The organism is Eubacterium ramulus, assembly GCF_045002895.1.
Taxonomy (GTDB): Bacteria; Bacillota; Clostridia; order Lachnospirales; family Lachnospiraceae; genus Eubacterium_I; species Eubacterium_I ramulus.
This window is the reverse complement of the sequence record NZ_CP173382.1, coordinates 1,568,213-1,587,071: the sequence shown is the minus strand read 5'-3', so window position 1 is coordinate 1,587,071 and position 18,859 is coordinate 1,568,213. Positions and strand designations below refer to the sequence as shown.

General features: G+C 40.4%; 20 protein-coding genes, 1 pseudogene and 1 other annotated feature. Of the genes and pseudogenes, 20 read left to right on the top strand and 1 reads right to left on the bottom strand.

The window, feature by feature from the left end; all coding sequences use genetic code 11:
- Positions 1–47: 47 nt before the first annotated feature.
- The 6 genes and pseudogenes from ACIRUQ_RS07510 to ACIRUQ_RS07485 all read left to right on the top strand — a co-directional run.
- Positions 48–800 (top strand): annotated as a pseudogene (locus ACIRUQ_RS07510) (VaFE repeat-containing surface-anchored protein); the annotation flags it as partial.
- 550 nt (positions 801–1,350) lie between these two features.
- A complete protein-coding gene (locus ACIRUQ_RS07505) occupies positions 1,351–1,656 on the top strand; it encodes a TnpV protein (RefSeq protein WP_341437170.1) in 306 nt (101 codons plus the stop codon).
- Positions 1,614–1,760 carry a TnpV protein gene (locus tag ACIRUQ_RS07500; protein WP_336302443.1) on the top strand — a complete coding sequence of 49 codons (147 nt, stop codon included), beginning with the start codon at positions 1,614–1,616 and terminating at the stop codon, positions 1,758–1,760. Before ACIRUQ_RS07505 ends, ACIRUQ_RS07500 begins: the two co-directional genes overlap by 43 nt.
- A 172-nt stretch (positions 1,761–1,932) precedes the next feature.
- Positions 1,933–2,283, top strand: a complete 351-nt coding sequence (locus tag ACIRUQ_RS07495) for a hypothetical protein (protein WP_055289144.1) — start codon at positions 1,933–1,935, stop codon at positions 2,281–2,283.
- Between the two features lie 74 nt (positions 2,284–2,357).
- Complete coding sequence (locus ACIRUQ_RS07490) at positions 2,358–3,182, top strand: PD-(D/E)XK nuclease family transposase (RefSeq protein ID WP_055289241.1); 825 nt, start codon at positions 2,358–2,360, stop codon at positions 3,180–3,182.
- Between the two features lie 108 nt (positions 3,183–3,290).
- Complete coding sequence (locus tag ACIRUQ_RS07485; protein WP_082432659.1) at positions 3,291–3,914, top strand: DUF3991 domain-containing protein; 624 nt, start codon at positions 3,291–3,293, stop codon at positions 3,912–3,914.
- A 161-nt stretch (positions 3,915–4,075) separates the two neighbouring features.
- On the opposite strand, the gene ACIRUQ_RS07480 is transcribed toward ACIRUQ_RS07485, so the two are convergent.
- Positions 4,076–4,432: a helix-turn-helix domain-containing protein gene (locus tag ACIRUQ_RS07480; RefSeq protein ID WP_055289142.1), complete on the bottom strand. Its 357-nt coding sequence runs from the start codon at positions 4,430–4,432 to the stop codon at positions 4,076–4,078.
- 164 nt (positions 4,433–4,596) lie between these two features.
- On the opposite strand from ACIRUQ_RS07480, the gene ACIRUQ_RS07475 reads away from it, so the two are divergent.
- The 14 genes from ACIRUQ_RS07475 (at position 4,597) to ACIRUQ_RS07410 (ending at position 18,756) form a co-directional block, all read left to right on the top strand.
- On the top strand, positions 4,597–4,785 hold the full coding sequence (locus ACIRUQ_RS07475) for a helix-turn-helix domain-containing protein (protein WP_055289139.1): 189 nt from the start codon (positions 4,597–4,599) through the stop codon (positions 4,783–4,785).
- A complete protein-coding gene (locus tag ACIRUQ_RS07470; protein ID WP_055289137.1) occupies positions 4,778–5,464 on the top strand; it encodes a response regulator transcription factor in 687 nt (228 codons plus the stop codon). The genes ACIRUQ_RS07475 and ACIRUQ_RS07470 overlap by 8 nt, the downstream gene beginning before the upstream one ends.
- Before the next feature lie 8 nt (positions 5,465–5,472).
- A complete protein-coding gene (locus ACIRUQ_RS07465; protein WP_055289135.1) occupies positions 5,473–6,510 on the top strand; it encodes a sensor histidine kinase KdpD in 1,038 nt (345 codons plus the stop codon).
- A gap of 111 nt (positions 6,511–6,621) precedes the next feature.
- Entirely contained in the window at positions 6,622–7,305 is a 684-nt protein-coding gene (locus ACIRUQ_RS07460) for an ABC transporter ATP-binding protein (protein ID WP_014080200.1), read from the top strand.
- A complete protein-coding gene (locus ACIRUQ_RS07455) occupies positions 7,302–9,110 on the top strand; it encodes an ABC transporter permease (protein ID WP_055289133.1) in 1,809 nt (602 codons plus the stop codon). Before ACIRUQ_RS07460 ends, ACIRUQ_RS07455 begins: the two co-directional genes overlap by 4 nt.
- A 653-nt stretch (positions 9,111–9,763) precedes the next feature.
- Positions 9,764–10,225 (top strand): tyrosine-type recombinase/integrase, encoded by a 462-nt coding sequence (locus ACIRUQ_RS07450; RefSeq protein WP_172679869.1) that lies wholly within the window; start codon positions 9,764–9,766, stop codon positions 10,223–10,225.
- A gap of 261 nt (positions 10,226–10,486) precedes the next feature.
- Positions 10,487–11,491 carry a hypothetical protein gene (locus ACIRUQ_RS07445; RefSeq protein ID WP_055289129.1) on the top strand — a complete coding sequence of 335 codons (1,005 nt, stop codon included), beginning with the start codon at positions 10,487–10,489 and terminating at the stop codon, positions 11,489–11,491.
- Positions 11,492–11,924: 433 nt separating this feature from the next.
- Complete coding sequence (locus tag ACIRUQ_RS07440; protein ID WP_055289239.1) at positions 11,925–12,356, top strand: flavodoxin family protein; 432 nt, start codon at positions 11,925–11,927, stop codon at positions 12,354–12,356.
- Positions 12,357–12,540: 184 nt separating this feature from the next.
- Positions 12,541–13,173 (top strand): hypothetical protein, encoded by a 633-nt coding sequence (locus ACIRUQ_RS07435; RefSeq protein WP_055289127.1) that lies wholly within the window; start codon positions 12,541–12,543, stop codon positions 13,171–13,173.
- A gap of 131 nt (positions 13,174–13,304) precedes the next feature.
- A complete protein-coding gene (locus tag ACIRUQ_RS07430) occupies positions 13,305–14,648 on the top strand; it encodes a sodium:proton antiporter (RefSeq protein ID WP_172679868.1) in 1,344 nt (447 codons plus the stop codon).
- Between the two features lie 165 nt (positions 14,649–14,813).
- Positions 14,814–15,066, top strand: a binding site (T-box leader).
- A 114-nt stretch (positions 15,067–15,180) separates the two neighbouring features.
- Complete coding sequence (gene trpE / locus ACIRUQ_RS07425; protein WP_055289125.1) at positions 15,181–16,593, top strand: anthranilate synthase component I; 1,413 nt, start codon at positions 15,181–15,183, stop codon at positions 16,591–16,593.
- Positions 16,590–17,180: an aminodeoxychorismate/anthranilate synthase component II gene (locus ACIRUQ_RS07420; protein WP_021740095.1), complete on the top strand. Its 591-nt coding sequence runs from the start codon at positions 16,590–16,592 to the stop codon at positions 17,178–17,180. The genes trpE and ACIRUQ_RS07420 overlap by 4 nt, the downstream gene beginning before the upstream one ends.
- A 62-nt stretch (positions 17,181–17,242) precedes the next feature.
- Complete coding sequence (gene trpC / locus ACIRUQ_RS07415; protein WP_055289122.1) at positions 17,243–18,016, top strand: indole-3-glycerol phosphate synthase TrpC; 774 nt, start codon at positions 17,243–17,245, stop codon at positions 18,014–18,016.
- Positions 18,017–18,120: 104 nt separating this feature from the next.
- Positions 18,121–18,756 carry a phosphoribosylanthranilate isomerase gene (locus tag ACIRUQ_RS07410; RefSeq protein WP_055289119.1) on the top strand — a complete coding sequence of 212 codons (636 nt, stop codon included), beginning with the start codon at positions 18,121–18,123 and terminating at the stop codon, positions 18,754–18,756.
- Positions 18,757–18,859: the final 103 nt, after the last annotated feature.

Genomic DNA, 18,859 nt, shown 5'->3' with positions numbered 1-18,859 from the left:
TTAAATTTTTCGAGGAAGGAGGAAGCCATATGACTAAGTGTAAAGTAAGCCATTCCATTTACAACCAGATTAAACGTGGAGATCTGGAAGGCGTAAAGATTGGAGCAGGTACACATAAGAGACTTGCAAATGTTCCTTTTAAGATTACCAGTAAAACAACCGGAGAGAGCCATATCGTAGTGACAGATAAAAATGGTCAGTTTTCAACCGCTTCCGATTGGGCGTCTCATAAGAAAAATACAAATGCCGGAACATCCAGTGAGGACGGTATCTGGTTCGGAATTTCTGAGCCGGACGATAGCAAAGGTGCATTACTTTATGACACTTATGAGATTGAGGAGTTAGCTTGTGAATCCAACAAAGGTATGAAGCTGATTTCGGCATTTGAAGTTGTTGTCAGCAGAAATAAAGTAACTATCGACCTTGGAACACTGACTGATGAGTATGAAAAAGAGATTACCATTTATACAACTGCAACAGACAAGAAAACAGGAGAAAAAGTAATTGTTGCAGGAAAGAAAGTAACGATTGTGGATACAGTTACTCTGGACGGTCTGGAAGAAGGCAGAAAGTATCAGTTAAAAGGCTGGCAGATGCTGAAAGAGGAAAATGCAGTACTGCTCATTGATGGAAAGCGTGTGGAGAGTGATTACACTTTTGTTGCTGACAGCGAGAAAATGAAAGTAGAAGTTTCTTATACGTTTGATGCATCAGAACTTGGCGGACAGAATCTGGTTACATTTGAAGAATTATATGACTTGAAGAATCCGGAAGAACCTAAAAAAGTTGCAGAGCATAGATTAAAGTTAAAATATTATTTTGATGTATCTGATACCAGAGAAGGGAAATACAAACGTCTGGTGCGTCCAGTTTCTTTGTGGAGTGTGTCAGAAGAACAACAGGAATCTGTAAAAGAAGCCTTGGTAAATGCATTTGGTGTGGCAGATGGAGACAGAAAAGAGTTTGCGATGGTGATTCTGGAAGCATCTCTGAACATTGCAGAAGATAATATTGGAGATTATCTTCAGGATATCCTGCTTGCGACAAAGGACAGTCCGCTGGAAGAAATGGATGAGTTCAATATCCGGTTAAAAATGAAACAACTGCTTGCAAACAGTATTTCCTATATGCTTCTTTTGCGTTGTGGAATTAAACCAGAAATCTATTTGGAGACAAGGGATTTTCAGAATATCCGGGAGTTTCATACCAAAGAGCTGGTCAATCTCTTTGGCGTGGCAGCAAGTGATATGTCAGAAATGGCATTAGGTGAAGTTGCGGACACCATACGAAAATTGCAGATACAGGAACGGAAGCAACGCACATTTGTTGAACGGAAAACAGCAGATTATAATGTGGATAACAAACAGGAAACCACAACAGAAAGGAGACAGGACAATGGCAGCAATCACATACAGCAGACAGGGAGATTATCTCCTGCCGAATCTTATAATTCCAGAGGAAGAGGAAGTTCACCTTGGGAAGTACGCATATCTCCGAAATCAATATCTGATGAAGAATCGGTACGGAATGTATCTGAACCTTCTGACAGCAGGAACCTTGAATCAGCATCTGCTTCAGACAGAGGAAGAAGCACAGATGAGAATGGAAACAGAATGGAAACACTTATCCAGCAGATGGCAGAGAAAGAGGGAGTGACGGAGGAATTGAAAGCCAGAGATCAGATGGAGTGGATCGGGCAAATGAACAATATCCGGCAGAGAGCACAGGAAATCGTGAGGAACGAAATTCTGGAGAATTAAAATGGCATGACAGGAGCAGTGAAGATCATGAAATCGCATTTTTATCAAATGACGAAATCATCAAATCACTGCTCCTTTTTGCACCACACTTAAAAGCAAGAACGTCTGTATCATTATCTGTATGGACATATCCATTGCTATGAATATATGAAAAAGATTGGAGTGATAAAACATGAAAATCAGTGATTTTGATATTTATCACTTACCGCCTTTAATGGGAATGTTCGTAGATTATATTGAAAATGAATGTGAAAGATTGCTGCAGGAATCGCCGCAATTTACTGAGCTACAGAGAGAAGACCATGAGTTACTGGACGAATACCCATTCTTAAATATGATTACCGACAGTAATGGGGTCACGAAAGCGTTGGATTTGAATTATGCAGAGACAGAAGCCTTAGCGAGATTTTGTTTAGTGGAAGACGATATAAACTGTTGGAAACGATTGCAGATGTATTTATTAGGAATAGCATATGCGATGGAGATTATCGAGTTATTGATCAAAAACATGGAGCTTGTATAGGAGAAGAAACTATGTTAATCTGTTATAAACAAACGGAAGAAAAGGAAGATACGGAAAAAGAAAGAGGCGATATTATGGCAGAGAACAATACAAAAGAATTAGATTTTGACCGGAAGCATGAAGAAGATTTACAGCGTCTCCGTGGACTGAGATTGCTGGATGATGATTTCATGCAAAAAGTATTTGAAGATAAAGCGTGTACGGAATTTTTGCTTCAGATTATTTTAAACCGTACAGATTTGAAAGTATTGCGAGTGAACGGACAGCAGGATATTAAGAATCTTCAGGGACGTTCAGTAAGACTGGATATACTGGCGGTTGATGCAGAAAACAGAGTGTATAATATCGAAATACAGAGAAGTGATAAGGGTGCCGGAGTGAAAAGAGCAAGATACAACAGCAGCCTTATCGATGCAAATGTGACAGAGCCGGGTGAAAAATATGAAAATTTGTGTGAATCCTATGTTATTTTTATTACAGAAAATGATATAATGAAAGTGGGATTACCAATCTATCATATTGACAGAACGGTAAAAGAAACAGGCGAATTGTTTGGTGATGAATCGCATATTATATATGTGAACTCACAAATTAAAGACGAATCTGCATTAGGAAAGCTGATGCATGATTTTTCCTGTACCGATGCCAAGGATATGAAATATAAAATTCTGGCAGATCGAGTTCGATATTTTAAAGAAGATGAGAAAGGAGTTGCGACTATGTGTAGAGCGATGGAAGAAATGAGAAATGAAACTGCACGTGAAACAGAACATGCAAAAGCAATTAAAGTTGCAAAAGGTATGTTGCAGTCTGGTAAATTATCATATGAAGAAATAGCTGAAATAGCAGAATTGTCCATAGATGAAGTCAAAGCTCTGGACGAAAAAGTGATTGCTTAGCATGAAAATGCTACATAACCGGGTGGTTTCCTGAATGGGAAATTGCCTGGTTATTTTTATGCCCGGATATGAAAAATATCAATTTAGGGCAGGAAAGGAGAGGAGCTTATGCCATATATACCACCTGAGGTTGTGCAGGAAGTGAAGAGAATGGACTTGCTGACGTATCTGAAAAATTATGAACCTTATGAGTTGGTTCATTTTTCTGGTAACACTTATACCACCAGAACGCATGACAGTTTGAAGATATCTAATGGTAAATGGATGTGGTGGAGCAGAGGAATTGGTGGCAGGTCAGCACTGGATTATCTGATTAAAGTAAAAGATTACAGCTTTTTGGAGGCGGTTGAATTGCTTGCAGGACAGGCAAATATTCAACCGCCTCTTTCTGTATCTGAGCAGCTTCCAGTGGAAAAACATCTGCTGTTACCAAAAGAAAATCGGTATCACACAAATGTGTTCAGTTATCTTACCGGACGGGGAATTGACAATGATATTGTTCGATTCTGTATAGAAACTGGAAGAATTTATGAGAGTGCGTATCATCATAATGCAGTTTTTGTTGGTATGGATCAACAGGGAAAACCACAATATGCAGCACTTCGTGGAATCAATACAGATTTTATCGGAGAAGCAAATGGAAGTAATCAGAATTATTCTTTTTTAATTCTGGCAGAGAAAATGAGTGATAAAGTGCATGTGTTTGAATCGGCTATTGACCTGTTATCTTAAGGTGGCAAGACGAAGTTACAGTATCGGAAGTAGTAATATTTATGGATATGGTGTTCCGGCATATTAGAGAAAATGTTGTTTAGGATGATTGAGGAGATACTTATAAAAATAAGTATTAAAAAAAAGAACCGGTGAGAGAAGGCTAAACTTTACTCATTGGTTCAATTCATTTCGAATTTTTTGGATAACTCTGTCAGTTCTTTCGCCGTTTCCTGGGTGTGATGCAGCAGGGTATCGCGCATTTCTGGCGGACAGCTGGAATAAAGCATTTTCATCTGATTGACACCCTCATCCTCCAGAGAAACATCTGGATTTATAAGTGTATCTAAAGAGATATGCAGGACCTTGGCCAATGCTCTCAAAATCAAATAAGAAGGATTCATTTTCCCCTTTTCGATATTGGCGATTTGCTTTACAGAAACATGGCTCAGATCAGAAAGCTCCTGCTGCGTCAGATCTTTATTCTTTCGGGCTTCCCGCATTTTCTGCCCTAAAGCAGTTAAATCATCAATCGGCATAATCATTCACCTCAATAATATTGTATCGTTCCGGTTTATATGATGGAATGACCTTATTGTGCCTGAAAAACTGTACGATTATGCCGATTTTATAAAGCTGCGATTGGTGATAAACTTGTATTGTTCGAGACAAAGAACTATAATGTACTCTGTGGAGGTGCAGAATGGATTATATGACACTAAAAGAGGCCGCCGAAAAATGGGGCGTGACACCTCGTAGAGTAAATTACTATTGCGCTGCTGGGCGCATATCTGGAGCTGTAAAGATGGCAACTATCTGGCTAATTCCAAAGGATGCGGAAAAGCCGATTGATGGCCGAACAAAACAAGGAAAGGCAGAAAAGCATGAGTAATATATTACTTCTTGAAGATGATCTAAGCCTGATTAACGGGCTTTCTTTTGCTTTCAAAAAGCAGGGATTTGAATTAAATATCGCCAGAACGCTCAAAGAAGCGGAGGAATTGTGGACAGACGGAAAATATGATTTGTTGGTGTTGGACGTATCTCTGCCAGATGGGTCTGGCTTTGAATTTTGCAAAAGAGTTCGACTTACATCAAAAGTGCCAATTATTTTTCTGACGGCTTCGGATGAGGAAACAAGTATTATTATGGGGCTGGATATTGGAGGTGATGACTATATCACAAAACCGTTCAAACTGGGGGTTCTCGTTTCAAGGATTAACGCCTTACTTCGACGTGCAAATTCTTTTCAAGCAGCAGACACAGAATTGCAGTCGAATGGCATCAAGGTTCTTTTGCTGCAAGGACAGGTTTTCAAAAAGGGGGAGCTGTTGGATTTGACTGCCGCGGAATACAAGCTACTGTGCTTGTTTATGAGAAACCCAAGCATGGTGCTGACAAAGGGACAAATTTTAGATAAGCTATGGGATTGCGACGGGAATTATATCGACAGTAGTACCCTTACGGTCTATATGCGTCGGCTTCGTATGAAGATTGAGGATAATCCAAGCGAACCACAAATGCTCCTGACTGTTCGAGGTATGGGATATAAATGGAATATTATCGGGTGAGGTGCAGAATGAAGATATTGGCAAATAAAGAAATCAAAAATCTATTTCTTTCGCTTTCACTGGTTTTGGTGGGTACAGTTCTCTTAGCCGAGGTTTTTCTATGGCTGTCATATCGTCGGCTTTCTCTGTTATTGCTAATCCTTTTTCTATTGGCTGGCGGTGCTGTATGGGCAGTCTGCTTTGTATATTTTAATCGGCAAAATCAGATCATGGAGCAGGCGATATTACAAATCAATGCGTATCTTGATGGTGATCGCAATGCCCGTATTGAATGTGACAATGAGGGCGAATTGTACCGACTGTTTCATTCCATCAATTCTTTAGCAGCAGTGTTAAATGCCCATGCAGATAACGAGTTGCGAGAGAAGGAGTTTTTGAAAAATACAATCTCCGACATTTCACACCAACTGAAAACACCACTGGCGGCTCTGAACATTTATAACGGACTGCTTCAGGACGAGGATATAGAAGTGTCATCTGTGAAAGAATTTGCTAATCTGTCCGAGCAGGAGTTGGATCGTATTGAAGTGCTGGTGCAAAACCTTCTCAAAATCACAAAGTTGGACGCTGGTTCTATTGCATTTGAAAAGGAAATAGAAAATGTAGCGGATATGATGCAGGATTTGGAGCTACACTTTGCATATCGTGCCAAGCAGGAACAGAAAGAGATCGTATTATCTGGTGCAGATGATATTTCTCTTTTCTGTGACCGTGATTGGTTGGGCGAAGCGATTGGCAATATTGTAAAAAATGCACTTGACCATACAGGAAAGGGCGATACCATTTACATCAAATGGACGGCACTACCCTCCGCTGTTCAAATCACAATAAAGGATAACGGGTGCGGAATTCATCCAGAAGATTTACACCATATCTTCAAAAGGTTTTATCGCAGCCGTTTTTCAAAGGATACACAGGGGATCGGGCTTGGCCTGCCGTTGGCAAAAGCGATTATCGAAGCTCATGGGGGCCTAATAGAAGTGGAAAGTGAATTAGGAATTGGAACGAGTTTTATAATGAACTTTCCAATTCCTACAAAATTGTAGGCTGGTTGTAGGGCTACAGTAATATTAGGGTGCTATTCTTTCCATCGTAGACAGGAACGAAAGTTTACCCGTTTACGACAGCAAAATCATTGAGAAAGAGGTGTTTGCACGATGAACTTATTAGAAGTCAAAAATATTTGTAAAACCTATGGCAGCGGAGAAACCACAGTCAAGGCTTTGAAAGATGTTAGTTTTTCTGTTCCCAAAGGAGAATATGTGGCAATCGTTGGAGAATCCGGTTCTGGTAAAAGTACGTTGCTGAATATGATCGGCGCATTGGACACGCCTACATCGGGTAAGGTATTGATTGACGGCAAGGATATTTTTTCTATGAACGACAAGAAGTTGACCGTCTTCCGTCGCAGAAATATCGGATTTATTTTTCAGGCGTTCAACCTTGTGCCAGAGCTTACGGTAGAGCAAAATATTATTTTTCCTGTACTGCTTGACTATCAGAAGCCGGACAAAAAATATCTGGAAGAACTGCTTACTGTTCTTAATCTGAAAGAACGCCGTAACCATTTGCCGAGCCAGTTATCCGGCGGTCAGCAGCAGAGAGTGGCGATTGGCCGCGCATTGATTACCCGTCCTTCTCTGATTCTGGCAGACGAGCCGACAGGAAATTTGGACTCACAAAACAGCAGTGAGGTCATAGCATTGCTCAAAGAAACATCGAAAAAATACGAGCAGACCATCATTATGATTACCCACAACCGCAGTATTGCGCAAACGGCAGACCGGGTATTACAGGTATCGGATGGTACTTTGACTGATTTTGGGAGGTGCCGTGAATGAAAAGCTATCTTAGTCTTATTTCCATCTCCGCTAAAGTTCACCGCCGACAAAATCGTATGACGCTGCTTTGCATTGTATTTGCTGTGTTTATGGTAACAGCAGTATTCAGTATGGCAGAAATGGATTTTCGGATGGAACAGGCCCGATTGGTTGGTAAGCATGGAAGTTTCTCTATTGGAGACTTGCTCGGCAGTTCCATGGGGCAAACCCTTCTTTCTGTTGCGGTTGTTCTGTTCCTGCTGATTTTGATTGCAGGCGTTTTGATGATTTCCAGCAGTATGAACAGTAGCGTTGCCCAGAGAACTAAATTTTTTGGAATGATGCGTTGCATTGGTATGAGTAAGCAGCAGATTATTCGGTTTGTTCGTCTGGAGGCATTGAACTGGTGCAAAACGGCTGTACCCATCGGTCTTATTTTAGGGGTTGTTACAACATGGGGGCTATGTGCGGTACTACGCTTTGTGGTCAGAGAAGAATTTTCTGATATTCCCCTCTTTGGTATCAGTATTTTTGGCATTGTCTGCGGTATCTTTGTTGGACTGATTACTGTACTGATCGCCGCAAATGCTCCGGCGAAACATGCCGCGAAAGTATCTCCTATCACAGCGGTGTCTGGAAATGCAGACCACGGAAAAACAATGCATCATTGCCAGTATACAGGATTCGGAAAGATTGAAGCGCTTCTCGGTATCGACCATGCGGTCTCCGGGAAGAAAAATTTATTTCTGATGACAGGTTCTTTTGCACTTAGTATCATCTTATTTTTGAGTTTTTCCGTTATGATCGATTTTGTGGATTATTTGATACCTCAGTCAGCTGCCACATCAGATATTGATATTGCAAGTGATGACGGTAATGCGATTCCTCGGGAATTGCTTACATCCATCCGTGCAATGGATGGAGTGAGAGAGGTTTACGGGCGGCGTAGCGCGTTTGATGTTCCTGCCAGATTAAATAGCGATACCGGATTTTCCGGTACAACCGACATGATTTCTTATGATGATTTTGATTTACAATGTCTGAAAAAAGACAGTGCTTTGAAAAGGGGGAGTGATCTGTCCAAAGTTTTTGGGGACAGCAATTTTGTTTTGGCAACATCCGATCAGGACAGCACATGGAAAATCGGTGACACTGTTCAGATTGGGGATGAAACCCTTACCATAGCCGGACTGTTAAAAAACGACCCATTTAGTGAGAATGGATTGACAAATGGAAAACTCACATTGATTACCTCTGATGAAACATTTGTCCGTTTGACAGGAGAGGAAGGTTATTCTCTTGTGCTGATACAAACAACGGGAGATGTTACGGACGAAAATGTTCAGGCAATCCAGAATTCCGTAGATCAAACATATAGCTTTCGAGACAAACGCGACGAGCGCACTACGGGAACTTATATGGCTTTTGTTTTCTGTGTTTATGCGTTTTTGGCAATTATTGCACTGGTAACGGTAATGAACATTGTCAATAGCATTTCTATGAGTGTGTCTGCCAGAATGAAGCAATATGGAGCTATGCGGGCAGTAGGAATGGATGAACGGCAAATGACGAAAATGATTGCTTGTGAAGCATTCACCTATGCTGTTTTGGGGTGCGTTGTTGGTTGTTCTATTGGCTTGCCGCTTAGCAAATCGCTGTATGATTTCCTTATTGCAGGGCATTTTCCATCTGCAGTGTGGCAGTTTCCAATTATCTCTTTGGGCGTTATTCTTCTGTTTGTCTCGATTGCGGCAATCGCAGCTGTATATGCTCCGGCAAAACGAATTCGCAATATGTCGATTACTGCAACCATCAATGAATTATAGTTTCATATGTTAATCTGCCGCGCGACGGCAAAAGAAAAAAAGCCGTCGCAGAGCAGACACATTTTGACGCGCCTATGAAACGGCGGCTTTGATTTTCAGAGCCGCCGTTTCTTTGCGTTTACACAAAACTATGACGACTTGCAGGGACACGGTAGCCGATTGGAGGTTATTTTGCCGTGTCTCGTTTGCTTTTTCAAAGCTCACATGATCTACATCAGTTAAAAAAAGCCTTGCCCCTCCTCCGGGCAAGTATAACATTGCATCGGCATTATCGTTCCATGTAATTCAGTATAATAGTGGCAGCTCTTGGTGCGTCAGTTTCCCATTGCGGAAATCTGGCGTTTTTTGTTTCCAATTTTTAGAAAATACTTGGACAATATGTCGATGTCGTGCCCCGCCTACTGATCTGAATTCAAAAAAATTCAGATCGGAGGAAAGGACATGGAAGGCAGACAGCCAAAAAGAAGAAAAGATAAATACAACCCATATGTTTGATTGTAGAAGTACCATGAACATTTAAACAATCAAAAGAAGAAATTGCATTAACCCAGGAAGAACAGGACAATTTCCTGAGTGAGATGGAGGATAGCTGGTATAAAGAAATGTTCTAGTTCATGTGTCTGACAGGTGTCCGAGTTGGAGAACTTGGTGGAATGAAATGGAGCGATATAGATTTTAAAAAGAAAGTAGTTCACGTCAGACGTTCCTTGAGTTGTAGTTATTATAATGGAGAAAAGAGAATGATGCTTGTAACTCCTAAAACGGTAAATTCAATCAGAGAGATTCCGTTTTTAGGAGAAATGGAAGAAATATTAAAATCTCAGAAGAAAAAACAGAATAAGCTAAAAGAGGAACTGGGCAGTCGCTGGAGAAGTACGGATGATTTAAAAGATTTGGTTTTTACAACAGGTATGGGAAGTCCTTGTGTCAGATATGTTGTAGAAAAAGAAATTAAAAAGGCTTTAAAGAGAATGAGCGAAAAAGAAGGAGTTCTGGCAGTACAGGAAAATAGAGAACCCAGAGAAATCAGGGACTTCCACCCACATAGTTTACGGCATACGTTTGCTACAAGATGCTTTGAAAAGAAAATGGAACCGAAGGTTGTCCAGAGGTGATGGGACATTCGAGTATCAGCATCACATTAAACATTTATACACATGTCTTGGATAATATAATGGAAGAAGAAATTAAGAAATTTGGAGTGGCGAAGACACAGACACCGGAAGAATATTATAATGAAGAAATTCGAAGAGCTAGAATTTCGGCTATGAGCCACTGTTGATTATAAAATTATAAATATGTATAGTTTACTAGAAATAGAAAGAAAATATGGTTATAATAAGAGAAAAAATATATTGGAGAAAAGAGGGCGTTATTTGAAAAAGAAAGAATGTGCCTACTGCAAAAAAGAATTTGATTCAAATCGAAAAAGATCAGCAGAACATATTTTTCCACAGGTTTTGTTAGAGCTTTTTCCAGAACAGGATGTTTCGTTTACCCCGGAGAGAACATTTAAAGATAATTTTGGCTTAACAATTGCAGATGTATGTAGTGAATGTAATAATGGCATTTTGTCTGGGTTAGATCAATATGGTGGAAAATTGATAAAAGAACAATTTTTAGAAGAAATAGATTATAATTTGAAAGACTCAGAGATAGAAAAAGAAATAGATTATAGTATTTTTGTCAAGTGGATAATAAAAATTACATATAACTATATGAGAAGTCGAAAAACGGATTGTTCTTTTATAACGAAATATATTGAATGCATATTGGAAGATAAAGAAATGCCTGATGCTTTTAATGTTTTTATGGGTGTACATGTCAATACAACACCATTACCAGAACGATGTTATGAATATAAACCCTTAGAAATAGTTGAGGAGCCTAGACTTATTGGAACAGCATTAGGTTTGTCTATGCTGCATGATTTGCCGTTAGATTATAATAGAGTCATAATTTCTGGTTCCGAGGCTACATTGTGTCTAAGATTTGGAAATGCTATTATATATATAGTATTTTGGAAAAATAATAGTATAAAGGAAATGAGAACAAAGTACGTTGACTTGTTACAAAAGGAATTTAATTTTAAAATGCTTAAGCCTGGGAAAAATAAATATAAATTAAAAAGAGTAACAGCTTCAAGTAATATATCAATGGGATATTGGCATTTATTATCTAGAAGTGCTTTACGACAGGACGATATGTTGGTTGACAGTCTTATACATGGTAGAGATGTTAAAGCAGTTAGAAAAAGTTTTGAATCTATGAGAAGTGAAGAAGATTGGAGAGCGTCACAGTTATTGGTGGAAAGAGATATGTTTCCTGAAAATAGAAGGGTAAAAAAGGAGTATGAGGATTTCTTTAGAAATAGAGATTGAAAAATGATGCTATGAATTGAAGTTGGGGAACGAAAATATTCCCCAACTTTATAAAAAGGATTCCCCAAATGATAAAAAATGAAATTGAAATCAAGCAACAAATGCTCAAAATTATTCCCCAACTTAAAAATTTGGGGAACACCGGAAATCGTCAATAAGCTAGAAAGAGAAATTCCTTGAAAGTGGTGATAAATACATAGCTGTATTATATATAGGTAGCAATACAGGCAGGAGTGTAATTACAAAGTTCGCAAATCAGGCTGGAATGTAATCCAAAAGTCGCAAATCAGATGAACGCATAATCAAAGATTGTGTTAAATTTCTGAAATGATAATAACCCTTTCGAATGGTGGTGACACTGTTTGTAAGGGTTATTTTTATAGAAACTTAAGGAAAAATGACTGGTGGAGATATTAAGCAGAAAGGAAAACAAATGAGAAAAGCAATTGTATATGTATCTGTACATCATGGAAATACAGAAAAATTAGTAAAGGGCATAGCAGAAGCGTGCCAGGTCGATTTGATAGATGCTGTAAACCAGCCAGATGCAGATCTGAGCAGTTATGATATGATCGGGTTTGCATCAGGAATCTATTTTTCAAAATTTCATCAGTTGATATTGGAGTTTGCAGAGAAAAATCTACCGGATGACAAAAAGATATTTCTGCTCGGTACGTATGGTGGAAGTGCGAATTATAAATCCATAGAGCAGATTTTGGACAAGAAGCGTTCTAAAGTGATAGGAAAATTCGGATGCAAGGGTTATGACACATTTGGTCCATTTAAACTGGTGGGTGGAATTGCAAAAGGGCATCCAGATGAAGATGATATAAAAAATGCAGTTGAGTTTGTAACAAGATTATAAATGGTTACACAAAGAGGAATAGGGTATGAAAAAAAACAGCATTTAATGGAAAAAGAAATTATAAAATATGCGAAGGATTTTTTTGCATAAAATGAGAAAGAATATGTATATAAAAATGCGATTTTTATCTGTTCTTTTTGAAAGTTTTGTATTATAATTGTACGGATAAAAGGCGGGGTTGAGTATGAAGCGAAACTATACGACAAGTATAATACAAAGAGGAATTTGTCTTTTTCTGCTTGTACCACTGATCCTTGGAATTTCAATTAGTGAGATGCGTGCATCCACACAGGCATTGTACCGTGCATGGGATCTGAATGTATACAGTATGGAGAACATGGCATGGGAATATGAAGTGCTGGAGAATAAGGAAGAACGGGAAGAAAAAGATAAATTAGAATATTATGTGAGTGAAGTGCAGAGCTTGAATCATACCTATGGATTTGAAGGCAGTGATGATTTTGTACTTCTGCCACAGAGAGAGAAAAGTATCGAACGTGTGCATATGCTTCGCCAGATGGAGAAAGATCTTGCGTTGCTTGATATGCCGGAAACGGAACTGAACCATGTGATTTGTCTGGATGATGAGAGTATGGATATATCTCTGCCACGGGCAGATGAATATCAGGTATGGTATGCGGAAGCAGATATCGGGCAGACAGAAGTAGTTCCGATTTCGGATACGGAAAATGCCACAATGCTGCACACAGGATATATTATAAATAAAAATATGAAAAAAGGTTATCCACTGAGGGAGAATCTGGAATCTTCCGGCGATCATATAAGCATTAACAATGAGAACCTCTATCTGATGTAAGGGAATTGATTGCGAATGAACGCTTTGCGCTGAGCAGTACAAAAAGCTACTGAACTGAAATCAGATAGATGGGATTGGCTAAACAAATTGTGATTGATTAGATTTTAAGTATAGGACTGGAGGTATCATCAATGGATTTGGGCAATTCAATTTCATTGTTATTTTGCATTCCATTTTTAGGAATGCTGCTTAGTATCGCGGTTTTTCCACTGGTAAAACCAGCCTGGTGGGAAAGAAATCAGAAATATGCAGTTATAGGTTGGTCACTGTTGTTTTTGATTCCGTTTGCTATTCGCTATGGCTTTGGCGTAATGAGTGAGCAATTGCTGGAAGTAATTGTAGGTGACTATTTTACATTTATTGTGTTGTTGTTTGGATTATTTTGTGTATCCGGCAATATTACTATTGAAGGAGAGCTGCGTGGATCACCGAAGGTAAACGTAATCTTGCTTCTGATCGGTACACTGTTATCCAGCTGGATTGGTACGACGGGTGCCAGCATGGTTATGATTCGTCCGCTGATCCGTGCAAATAAATGGCGTTCCAGAAAGACGCAGGTCGTTGTGTTCTTTATTTTTTTGGTATCCAATATCGGAGGATGTCTGACACCGGTAGGAGATCCGCCATTGCTGATGGGATTTATGCGTAATGTTCCATTCTTCTGGAGCCTGCGTCTGATTCCAATTATGGTTTTAAATGTTGTGATCCTGCTTGTGATCTTCTATATTCTGGATTCCAGGGCTTACCGTAAGGATCTGGCGGAAGGTATTGTACCGGAAGTAGCAAAAGGTGAGAAAGAGGCAATCCGTGTCGTAGGTGCACATAATATTATTTTCCTGGCAGCAATTGTAGTAGCTGTTATTTTAAGTGGTATACTTCCATCTACAAAAGTATTTGGAGGAGGAATCCACATATTCGGAGAAGTAAAACTTACCTATGCGGCTATCATAGAGGTTGTGATTATTCTGGCAGCAGCCTTTCTTTCTTTCAAGACAACAAATAAAAGTGTAAGAGAGGACAACCATTTTTCCTGGGGTGCTATTCAGGAAGTGGCAGTGCTGTTTATTGGTATTTTTATTACGATGATCCCGGCACTTCTGATTTTGAAAGCAAAAGGTGCAGAGCTTGGTCTGACCGAACCGTGGCAGATGTTCTGGGTAACCGGTGCCATGTCCAGTTTTCTGGATAATACACCGACATATCTGGTATTTCTTACCACTGCAGGAACGCTGGGTGCAACTGCAGGTCTGCAGACGAGTGTTGGTATCGTACCGCAGATTATGCTGGAGGCAATCTCCTGTGGAGCGGTATTTATGGGAGCCAATACATATATCGGTAACGCGCCGAATTTCATGGTAAAATCTATTGCGGAGGAAAACGGTATCCGCATGCCGTCCTTTTTTGGATATATGACTTGGTCGCTGCGGTTCCTGATACCAGTATTTATTATTGATATGTTAATATTTTTCTTGTAAGGATAAATGCCTTGCATATCACAGATTCTGATGAAATTTGTAAAAGGAATCTGTGATATGCAGGGCATATTTACTTACAGAGTAAAAAAGTAGGAATTGATTTTGAAAAAAATATTGACATCAGCGTGGTAACGTGCTACCATGTCAAAAAACAAATGACAGAGAATAAAATCAAAGAACAAAAGGAGTACCTTTATGGCACTGCTTTACAGAGAGTCGGTGATGGTGAGATTCCGGCAGGTAAGTATAAAGGGAATGGATTTGTGAGATGCAAAGCGAACACAGGTGGCTGTAAGTAGCGGATGCCGTGTCCTCACGTTACAGGGGAAAGATATCGAAGAGATTCCGTATCGGATTGAGGTTGTGCAGAGCACAATGAATAAAGGGTGGCACCACGAAACGTATATTCGTCCCTGGCTGTGAGAATTCACGGCCAGGGTTTTTTTGATTTAAAATCAGAAAAGAGAAAAGGTTCGTAATCATTCCTTTGGATATCCACGGAAAGTGTTACCGGATAGAAAGGACTGGAAAAATGAAGCGTACATTGAGAGTTTACAAAAAAACCGTCAGTATTGTAAATGAAACTGCAATTGGCATGTATCAGAATCTTGTGGGAAATAAAGTTGGATTCCTGTTGGAAAGCTATGATAAAAATTATGACCGTTATACGTTTATGGGAGCGGAACCGGAGGAACTGATTTCTTCCGAGGGACAGTCCCTGGTGATTACCAGAGCGGATGGCAGCAGAGAAGTTCGGAAAGGAAATCCGCTGAATCAGCTGAAAGCATATTACAGTGAATTTGAGATAAAAAATGATCATGCGGAGCTGAATTTCTCCGGTGGAATGGTGGGACAGCTTGGTTATGATTTTATCCGATATACAGAAGTCCTTCCGGACGATAATCCGGATGAAATCGGCATTGAGACCATTCAGATGATGTTGATGACAAAGTTCCTGATGATCGATCGTGTGGCAGAGACTATGACAGCCGTGGTGCTGAGATCCGATGATGAAGATGGAAAACGGCAAGCGCTGGAAGAGGCAGAAAACATGATCCGGGAAGCCAGAAAAAGCAGAGGTCAGGCCAGTGCATTTCGGTTTCAGCGGGACGGCAGGATCATACGCCAGTCAGATACGCTGGAAGAATATAGTGCAAAAGTTGAAAAAATCAAACACTATATCCGGGAAGGGCACATTTTTCAGACAGTATTATCCCAGAGATGGACACTGGAGACAAAGCAGAGCGGATTTGATCTGTACCGGGAACTGCGGGAACTGAATCCATCTCCGTATCTGTACTACTTTAATTTTGGATCCTTTGAAGTCATCGGAAGTTCTCCGGAAATGATCGTGAAGCAGCAGGGAAAACGGGTATATACCTGTCCGATTGCCGGAACAAGACCGAGAGGAAAAACAAAAGATGAAGACAAACGTCTGACGGATGAACTGTTAGCAGATGAAAAAGAAAAAGCGGAACATGTCATGTTGGTGGATCTGGCAAGAAATGATATGGGACGGGTCAGCGAGTTTGGAAGCGTCAAAGTGACAGATTTTATGAAAATTCAGTATTACTCTCATGTGATGCACATTGTATCTTTGGTGGAGGGGCGAAAAAAAGGAACGTATCATCCATTTGATCTTGTGGCATCCTTTCTTCCGGCAGGAACATTAAGCGGAGCCCCGAAGATTCGTGCCATGGAGATCATTGATGAACTGGAGACAGTACGCAGAGGCCTGTACGGTGGAGCTACCGGATATGTGGACTTTTCCGGGGACATGGATTTCTGTATCACGATCCGGACAATGATTAAAAAAGGAGAAAACGTATATCTTCAGGCCGGCGCCGGAATTGTCGCAGATTCCGTTCCGGAAAAGGAATATCAGGAGTGTTGTAACAAAGCCATGGCATTGGCAAAAACACTGGTAGCGGAGGAAGCATTATGATTTTACTGATCGATAATTACGATTCATTTACATACAACTTATATCAATATATGGGAATCTTTCGGGAGGATATTGAGGTGGTTCGAAACGATAAGATCACCATTGAGGAAATCTGCAAGATGGCACCGGAGAAGATTGTACTTTCACCGGGACCGAAAAGCCCGAAGGAAGCCGGTATCTGCCTGGATGTGGTGAAGGAGTTTTATGACAAGATTCCAATCCTTGGCATCTGTCTCGGACACCAGACCATCGGTGAGGCACTGGGGGGAACCGTTACTTATGCAAAACAGCTGTATCATGGAAAGCAGTCCCTGATCCATCACACTGGAACCGGAATTTTTGACGGAATCGAGTCTCCAATCCGGGTAGCCAGATATCATTCTCTGGCGGTGTCTGCAGACAATCTTCCGGATTGTCTGGAAGTGCTGGCCACCACAGAGGATGGAGAAATAATGGCTATGCAGCATAAAAAATATCCGGTGATCGGATTACAATTCCATCCGGAGTCCGTGTATACCGAACACGGAAAACGCATGATGGAAAACTTTTTGTCACAGTTTACCTCAGTCGAGAAGAATGAGAAATGAGCTGATCGCATAGTGACAAATGGTGCGAGTGAGTTGTGAAGGTGTGTAGAGGAGTAAAAAAGATGATATTAGATAAAATTGTGGAAGATAAAAAAGTACGGTTGGTGGAACATAAATCCCGCATTTCAATGGCGGAGATGCGCAAGATGGCGGAAAAGTGTGAGGCACATCCGGCAAGTTTTTATGAGGGTCTTGCAAAACCGGGAATCTCCATTATCGGAGAATTCAAAAAGGCTTCACCAAGTCTCGGGAATATCAACAGTCAGATTGATCTGACAAAACGGATCGACGAATATAATGCATCTGTAGACTGTATATCTTGTCTGACAGAAGAGGACCACTTTCTTGGAACTGTGCATTATCTGAAAGAAATCCGGGAAATTTCACCACTTCCGATATTACGGAAGGATTTTATGATCGATGAATATCAGTTTTATGAGGCAAAAGTGATCGGTGCCAATGCAATTCTTCTGATTACCGGAATTTTGGATGATGTGCAGATGAAAGATTTTTATCAGCTGACCACGGAACTGGGACTAGATGCTCTGTTTGAAGCTCATACGGAAGAACAAATGGATAGGGCATTAAATTGCGGAGCGAAGATTGTCGGTGTCAACAACCGGGATCTCAGAGATTTCACAATTAAACTTGATACTACAAAGCGTCTGAGTAAGATGGTTCCGGATGACCGCGTTTTTGTAGCAGAGAGCGGTATCGTATCAGATGAGGATGTGAAATATCTGAAAGAATGCCGTGTGGATGCATTTTTGATCGGACGTGCATTTATGGAAGCCGCTAATCCGCAGGAATTGGCAAAACACTGGAAAGCACTGTAATAGAGTGAAAAAGCGACTGCATTCATGAGCAAGTAGCGAAAGCGGATTGCAAATGTCCGCTTTACAACAGATTGTAAAACAAAAGTTACAGAAAGTGTGAAGAGATGACGAAAGTAAAAATATGCGGTCTGAGCAGACCGGAGGACATCGAAGCAGTCAATGCATACGGTGCTGATTATGCGGGAATTGTTTTTTTTGAAAAAAGCAAACGAAATGTCAGCTATGAAAAAGCAGAGATGCTAATAAAAGAATTGAAGAAAAATCCGAAGATCCGGTCAGTTGCGGTGTGCGTCAGCCCATCCCAAGACGAAGTAGGAAGATTCAATGATATGGGATTTGATTTGATCCAGATTCACGGGACCATCCCGGCGGATTGTCAGTCAGACGGAGGTCTGGCATTGTGGCAGGCAGTGAATATCGCAGGAAGTACAGCGGAAAATGCAGATGAGCTGTTTGTACAGTCATCCAATATCCGGGGGTATGTGGTAGACGGAGCAGAATACGGATCCGGCAAAACTTTCGGATGGGAAGCAGAAGAACAGACATTTGTGTTTCCTGAAAAACTGAAAATACAAAACCGTCAGTTTATTCTGGCAGGCGGTCTGAATATAGAAAATGTGCAAAACGGAATTCGGATGTTGCATCCGGATGTGGTGGATGTCAGCAGTGGCGTGGAACGAAACGGAGTTAAAGATGCAGATTTGATCCGCAAATTTATTTCCGCTGTGAAGCATTGTTGAGACATTGCTTTAATAAGATTTGGAGAGCAGGTAGTGAAAGCGGATTGCGAATGTCCGCTTTACCAAAAAATGCAACGTAACATTTGAGAAAGACAGAAAGGTT